The following is a 6623-nucleotide window of genomic DNA, read 5'->3' as shown; positions in this document are numbered from 1 at the left end:
CACTTGAATGTCTTTGGTAATCCACTGGTTTTCACTTACCGTCCCCTGTCTATTTATAATAACAAATGAGGCGACAACTATCCTGACACAGGGGGCCTTCAAGCATTGCATACCAATAAAAAAGAAACGCTAATTTCATTACGAGACGGATTGAGCTCAGCCACAGAAAATTTTCCTGTAGAAACTCTTGCTGAGCAAGATAAAGATACCAAAGAGCTAGAGAGGCTCCTACATGAATCTGAAACCTGTGTGACTCTTCTTGCTCACGAGTTACAAACTATAGAAAATGCAAATCAGAAACTCAAGAGTGAGCTAGAGCACATAAATCCTAATAAAGAGGCCTCAAATAACTTATCTTCAGAACTCTTGGTACAGCGAGAAAGAAATAGAAAGCTGGTTAGTATAACCACGGAGCTTAAAGAGAAAGTATTAGCTATGAGGCTGGGGAAAAGTCACCAAGAATTACGGGGTGTTTTTAACAAAAAGAGTCTTGAGAGTGACAGGTTGCAGTTGGCATTTTCTGATTTAGAGAAGAAATATTTAGGGACTCTTAAGCATTAGAGTCCCTAAATATATTGCTTACGATTTTACTTGAAAGTTTAGCATCCGTTGTAATGGGTGAAGTGCTTTCACTCTGGTTTCTTCCGAGATATGAATTTCTCCAGAATTGTTTTTTAAAGCATCTCTCAACATTTTCAAGCTGTTTAAAGCCATCCAAGGGCAATGTGCGCAACTGCGACAGGAAGCACCTGAGCCAGCTGTTGGGGCTTCTATAAAGCGCTTGTTTGGAGAGGCTTGTTTCATTTTATAGAAAATACCTCTATCCGTTGCCACAATAAATGTATCGTTAGGCATTGTTTTAGAAGCATTTAGCAGCTGAGAAGTTGAGCCAACTACATCGGCCACTTCAACAACTGCTTCTGGGGATTCTGGGTGAACAAGCACTGCAGCGTCTGGGTATACCGCTTTTAGATCAGTAATTCCTTTTGCTTTGAATTCTTCATGGACGATGCAAGCACCATCCCATAAAATCATATCCGCACCTGTCTCTCTTTGGATATATCCGCCCAAATGTTGATCTGGAGCCCAAATAATTTTTTCACCTTGATCAACAAGGTGTTCTACAACATCTAAAGCGATACTAGAAGTAACTACCCAATCAGCACGTGCTTTGACGGCCGCTGAAGTATTGGCATAAACGACTACTTTACGATCGGGGTATTGATCGCAAAAGGCAGAAAATTCATCTATAGGGCAGCCAATATCAAGTGAGCAAGTCGCTTCAAGAGTTGGCATTAAAATCGTTTTTTCCGGACTCAAGATTTTTGCCGTTTCACCCATAAACTTCACACCAGCAACTACTAATGTATCTGCTGGGTGATTTGCGCCAAAACGGGCCATCTCTAAAGAATCGGCAATAATTCCGCCCGTTTCTTCAGCAAGTTCTTGGATTGCATCTTCAGTATAATAATGGGCAACTAAAACAGCATTCTTTTCTTTTAGTAATGACTTTATTTCAGCACGAATCTGAACGTCATCAACTGACTTTATTTTCAGACTCTCTTCGGCTTCAGATAAATATTTTTGGACGGTATCGCGAAGTGCTGACTTATTGGAAAGCTCGGACATATCATTACCCCTTAAGAAACTGGGAGCGGAATGAGTGTTTTTTGGTGGGTCGTACTGGATTCGAACCAGTGACCAATTGATTAAAAGTCAACTGCTCTACCAACTGAGCTAACGACCCAAAAATCACAAAAGGAATAAAAACGTTGGTGGGTCGTACTGGATTCGAACCAGTGACCAATTGATTAAAAGTCAACTGCTCTACCAACTGAGCTAACGACCCAACGGGTTGCGTATAATACAGAGCCCGCTGAGGAATGCAAGCTATTTAATTTTACTTAAATAACCTGACGCTAGTTTAGCTGCTTTACTGTCTGGAAAGCGACGAATAACATCTTGCAAGTAAGATTTTGCTTTTGCACTATCGCCCATTTGATCGCTAACTGTCCCTAATTTGTACAATGAATCTTGCTCTTTACTGTGACCAGGAAATTTCTGAATAACAGTAGTAAATGCGTCAATAGCTTCACTAGAGCGACCTTGTACCAATTTAACTTCCCCTAGCCAATAGTAACCATTGCCAGTAAGAGAGTTGTTTGGGAATTGTTTCACAAACAGCGTAAATGCCGTCTCTGCTTCATCAAACTTTCTTTGACGAATAAGGTTATATGCATCGTTATAAGCTTGCTGAGAGGCTTCTGTTGGCGGTTGGAGCGTAACAGGAGCTAAAGGTGAGGTAATTAATTGATTACTAGCTGTTCGGTTAGTTGCTGCATCTTGATTGACTGCTCGCTGTGGTTCTTGATTTTGTGCCGGAGGTAGATTTCTGTTCGTTTCATTAACAGAAGCCGACATCAGTAATGATATACGTTTGTCGAGATCAATATAACGATCCCGCTGGCTTTGCTTCATTAACTTTAATTCATGCCCTTGCTCTTCTAGTTGGCCACGAAGACTTTGAACTTCTTGCTGTAGCGTTTCTAACTGGAACAGTAGGTCAGCGGCGGCTCCCGGTGAAAGCCCTCCGCTTGCCTGCTGCATTTCAGCTGATGCGAATGGTGCTGTGAAACACAGCACCATTGCAAAAGAGCGAATTCTGATATTTTTATAGATCATTATTCGTAACGCACTTCTACTCGACGGTTTAGCTGCCAAGCGTTGCTATCGTGACCAAAAGCAACTGGCACTTCTTCGCCAAAGCTCACTGTTTCGATTTGAGAAGCAGCTACGCCTTGGATAGTCAAATAACGGCTAATCGCTTTAGCACGACGCTCACCTAGAGCCATGTTGTACTCACGAGTACCGCGCTCATCAGCGTGACCTTCCAAAACAGCACGCGCATCTGGGTTTGCAACCAAATATTCAGCGTGTTTAGCCAATGCTTCACGGGATTCTGGGCGAACAATTGATTTATCAAAATCAAAGTAGAATACAGTTTCAACGCCAGCTAGAGAATCCATGCTAGATTCTTGGGCTGCGGTATCATCAACGATAACACTTGTTAATGCACCGTCTTCACCAGCACCGTATGCTTGATCAGAACCGTCAGTATTAGCTGCTTGCTCTGTTGAATTGGCATCTTCAGCAACAGTTGAAGAATCTGTATCTGTCGCTGTTGTACTACAACCCGCAATCCAAGCGGCAGACAATCCAATTACAGCAAACTTACCTAGTTTGTTTACACTCATTATTCACTCCTCAATGTCTTTATTTGAAATACGGGGACCAAGATGGTTCTCGTACATCTCCGTCTGCTGATGGTAACTTATATTTTACAAGTCCATCAACGGATACTACGGCTAAGATACCCTTTCCTTGATAGGTTGTGGCATACATCACCATGCTACCATTTGGCGCAATGCTTGGCGATTCGTCTAAGTAAGTCTCCGTTAGAATTTGTACGCGACCAGTTTTCATATCCTGTAGTGCAATATGATAGTTGCCATCGTCTTTTTGAACTGTCACAAGATATCTTCCATCTGGAGTCATTCTCGCTCTGGTGTTTAATTCACCCTCAAAAGTTACTCGTTCTACACGCTTACTATTTACATCTAATCGATATATTTGTGGGTTACCACCTCGATCAGATGTGAATACTATTCCTTTACCATCTGGTTCCCAGCTTGGTTCGGTATCAATAGCATAATGATTCGTCATACGCTCCAGTTTTTGGGTGGCGATATCCAGAGTGTATATCTCTGGATTGTTGTCCTTAGACAAGACTAATGCTAATTTTTTACCATCCGGTGACCATGATGGAGCACCATTTAATCCTCTAAATTGTGCTATTTGTTGTCTTTTACCAGTGGCTAGCTCTTGTATAAAAATATTTGGCCGGCGATTTCTAAACATTACATAAGCAATATTTCGTCCATCCATACTCCAAGATGGAGAAAGTATTGGCTCTTTTGATTCAACAACTACACGTGGGCGATGCCCATCGGCATCAGCAACTTGTAACTTGAATAAAGGAGCTTTTTTATCACCTTCTGCAGTAACATATAATATTCTAGTACTAAATGCTCCCCTTGTGCCCGTCAATAATTCGTAAACTTTATCACTTATATAATGTGCAGCATCTCTAAAGTTTGCAGCACTTACATCTATTGAGCTATGCTTTTGAACGGGTTTTTGGGTTAAAACATTTAATAATTCAAAGCCAATTCTATATTGATTATTTTGGAGCTTTTGAATGTTTCCAATAATAACGTAATCACTTTTTAATAAACGCCAATCTCTATAAAATACATCCGCTTCTTTTGAAGGCATGCTTAGCATATTTGATCTAGGTATTGCTTGGAATAAACCACTGCGACTTAAATCATCCTCAACAATTTGCGCCACATCTTCTGGTAGCGCATCTACTCCAGTATAGCCGAAAGGGACTACAGCAATAGGTAATAATTGATCTGCACCACTCGTTATTTCAATAACTAATTGGGCTCTAGCTGTACTCAAAAATATTAAGCAAGTGAATACTACACTCAGCCATCTTTTAAACATCATTAGTTTCTCAAATCTTGTGGGTTAAAAATTAAATCTACTTGACGAAAATTTCGTTCAAAAACGTAAGAGTCTATTTCTGATAACTCGTCAATCTTTCTTACTTTATAAACAGCATCGACGGCTTTTTGGTCAAATAAAGCATCGCCGCTAGACCGTGTAACATCCACATTCCTTACTTCGCCATTAGGTAAGAAGTAAATTCGAAGATAGGTTTTCATACCATTTCGTGCACTAGGTGGCCTATTCCAATTAGCTGTTACTCTATCATTAATCAATCCACTTATAGATTGCACCATTTGAGCTTCAGCAGCTTGTTTTTTTGCCTCCTCAGCGGCGGCTAAAGCAGCGGCCTCTTCGGCTTTTTTCTTTTCCTCAGCGAGTCTAGTTGCTTCTTCTTGACGTTTTCGCTCTTCTTCAGCTTGCCTTTCTGCTTCTACTTTGCGTGCAAGTTCTTCTTTGCGTTGTTTATCCTTAGCTTGCTGCTCAGCCAGGCGCTTCTTCTCAGCCTCTTGTGCTAGACGTTTACTCTCAGTTTCTTTGGCAACGCGCTGGCGCTCCGCCTCTCTTTTTTGCTCAGCTTCTTTCTTTTGCGCTTCTGCTTTCTCTTGGGCTTGCTGTTTAGCACGAGCTAATTGTTTTTCTTTTTCTTCGAGGGCCTTACGCTGCGCCTCTTTTTTTCTATTTTGTTCAGCTTGTTTTTTCTTTTGTTCTGCTAAAGCAGCAGCTTGCTGGTTTGCTGCTCTTTCTTCCGCTTCACGCTTTCCAATAATTGTTTGAGAAATATCAATCACAGTGGCATTAACTATAGGCGGTCTTTTTGGTTTTTTTTGCTCTTCATCACTAAAATCAATGGTCAATAGACCTGCGATTACAATGCTAAGATGTAAACCTACAGCCAATATGATTGGAATACTATAACTGTCCTCGCGCAACCATTTCATTAATTTGTATCCGGCTCAGTCACTAACCCCACATTTGGAGCGCCAGCACCCTGCAAGGCAACCATTAAACCGATAACATCACCGTAAGGGACATTCTTATCGCCTCTTACTAGTACGGACATTTTAGGGTTTTGGTTTAATATTTTTCTTACGCGGTCCTGTAACTGCGATAACTCAATAGACTCTTGAGCGCCGCCAACATCTAAATAGTAACTTCCTTTAGCGTCAATTGAAGCAATCAGTACATCATTTTCATTGTCTTGTATAGGTGACGCATTAGCATTGGGTAGCTCTACATCAACCCCTTGTGTAAGCATAGGGGCTGTAATCATAAAAATGACGAGCAGAACCAACATAACATCAATGTACGGCACAACATTGATTTCCGCCATTGGGCGACGTTTGTTTCTTCTTGAACGAGCCACTATACAGCGCCTCCCTCTCTCACATGGACTTTCCTGTGTAAAATGCTTGTAAATTCATCCGCAAAGTTTTCATAACTAGAGCTGAGAGACTCTGCTGTTGAAGAAAAACGGTTGTAAGCAATAACAGCTGGAATGGCTGCAGCTAGACCAATCGCTGTTGCGATAAGTGCTTCCGCAATACCGGGCGCTACTGTTGCTAGTGTGGCTTGCTGAACCTCTGCAAGTCCTATAAACGAATGCATAATCCCCCAAACGGTACCAAACAAGCCAATATACGGGCTAGTAGAACCAACCGTTGCTAAAAACGGCAAATGTTGGTCAAGCTTTTCCTCTTCTCGGTATAGTGCCACTCTCATGGTTCGTTGTACCCCATCCATAATGGCTTCAGGCTCGACATTTTGGTTTTGTCTCAGTCTGGTGAACTCTTTAATTCCAGAAGTGAAGATATTTTCCATACCTTCTACTTTTCTGCCTTCTTGAGTTAATTTTCTATAAAGTTGGCTTAAATCAATGCCCGACCAAAAACTTTCTTCGAAGGCTGCACGTGTCTTTTTTGCAGCTTTTAAAACTCTAATTCGCTGGAATATTACGACCCATGAAAATATGGAAGCTGCTAGTAGAATCAACATAACAAGTTGAACTACAAAGCTGGCGCTGGCGATAAGTCCCCAAATTGACATTATTA

Annotated in this window: 8 protein-coding genes and 2 tRNA genes; 1 reads left to right on the top strand and 9 read right to left on the bottom strand. The window is 41.3% G+C overall.

The features are described 5' to 3' along the window. The first annotated feature begins 105 nt into the window (after positions 1-105). Positions 106-561 carry a hypothetical protein gene (locus DFP77_RS09430; protein ID WP_114412038.1) on the top strand — a complete coding sequence of 152 codons (456 nt, stop codon included), beginning with the start codon at positions 106-108 and terminating at the stop codon, positions 559-561. 18 nt (positions 562-579) lie between these two features. Here the strand turns inward: DFP77_RS09430 and nadA are convergent, their stop codons facing one another. The 9 genes from nadA to tolQ all read right to left on the bottom strand — a co-directional run bounded on the left by nadA (position 580) and on the right by tolQ (position 6618). Next, the gene (gene nadA / locus DFP77_RS09425) at positions 580-1629 is read right to left on the bottom strand and encodes a quinolinate synthase NadA (protein WP_114412037.1); all 1050 of its coding nucleotides are present in this window, start codon (positions 1627-1629) and stop codon (positions 580-582) included. Positions 1630-1671: 42 nt separating this feature from the next. Then, positions 1672-1747 (bottom strand) — tRNA-Lys (locus tag DFP77_RS09420). A gap of 26 nt (positions 1748-1773) precedes the next feature. Continuing rightward, positions 1774-1849 (bottom strand) — tRNA-Lys (locus DFP77_RS09415). A gap of 41 nt (positions 1850-1890) precedes the next feature. Continuing rightward, a complete protein-coding gene (gene ybgF / locus DFP77_RS09410) occupies positions 1891-2682 on the bottom strand; it encodes a tol-pal system protein YbgF (RefSeq protein ID WP_114412036.1) in 792 nt (263 codons plus the stop codon). Then, entirely contained in the window at positions 2682-3254 is a 573-nt protein-coding gene (pal, locus tag DFP77_RS09405) for a peptidoglycan-associated lipoprotein Pal (RefSeq protein ID WP_114412035.1), read from the bottom strand. Before pal ends, ybgF begins: the two co-directional genes overlap by 1 nt. A gap of 19 nt (positions 3255-3273) precedes the next feature. Further along, positions 3274-4572, bottom strand: coding sequence for a Tol-Pal system beta propeller repeat protein TolB (gene tolB / locus DFP77_RS09400; RefSeq protein ID WP_114412034.1), 1299 nt, complete (start codon positions 4570-4572; stop codon positions 3274-3276). Further along, entirely contained in the window at positions 4572-5513 is a 942-nt protein-coding gene (tolA, locus tag DFP77_RS09395; RefSeq protein WP_114412033.1) for a cell envelope integrity protein TolA, read from the bottom strand. The genes tolB and tolA overlap by 1 nt, the downstream gene beginning before the upstream one ends. Beyond that, on the bottom strand, positions 5513-5938 hold the full coding sequence (gene tolR, locus DFP77_RS09390) for a protein TolR (protein WP_181858526.1): 426 nt from the start codon (positions 5936-5938) through the stop codon (positions 5513-5515). Before tolR ends, tolA begins: the two co-directional genes overlap by 1 nt. Further along, a complete protein-coding gene (gene tolQ, locus DFP77_RS09385) occupies positions 5938-6618 on the bottom strand; it encodes a protein TolQ (RefSeq protein WP_114412032.1) in 681 nt (226 codons plus the stop codon). Before tolQ ends, tolR begins: the two co-directional genes overlap by 1 nt. Positions 6619-6623 lie beyond the last annotated feature (5 nt).

The organism is Marinomonas foliarum (assembly GCF_003337275.1).
GTDB classification, from domain to species: domain Bacteria; phylum Pseudomonadota; class Gammaproteobacteria; order Pseudomonadales; family Marinomonadaceae; genus Marinomonas; species Marinomonas foliarum.
The sequence above is the reverse complement of the archived record's forward strand: the minus strand, read 5'-3'. Positions and strand labels throughout refer to the sequence as shown.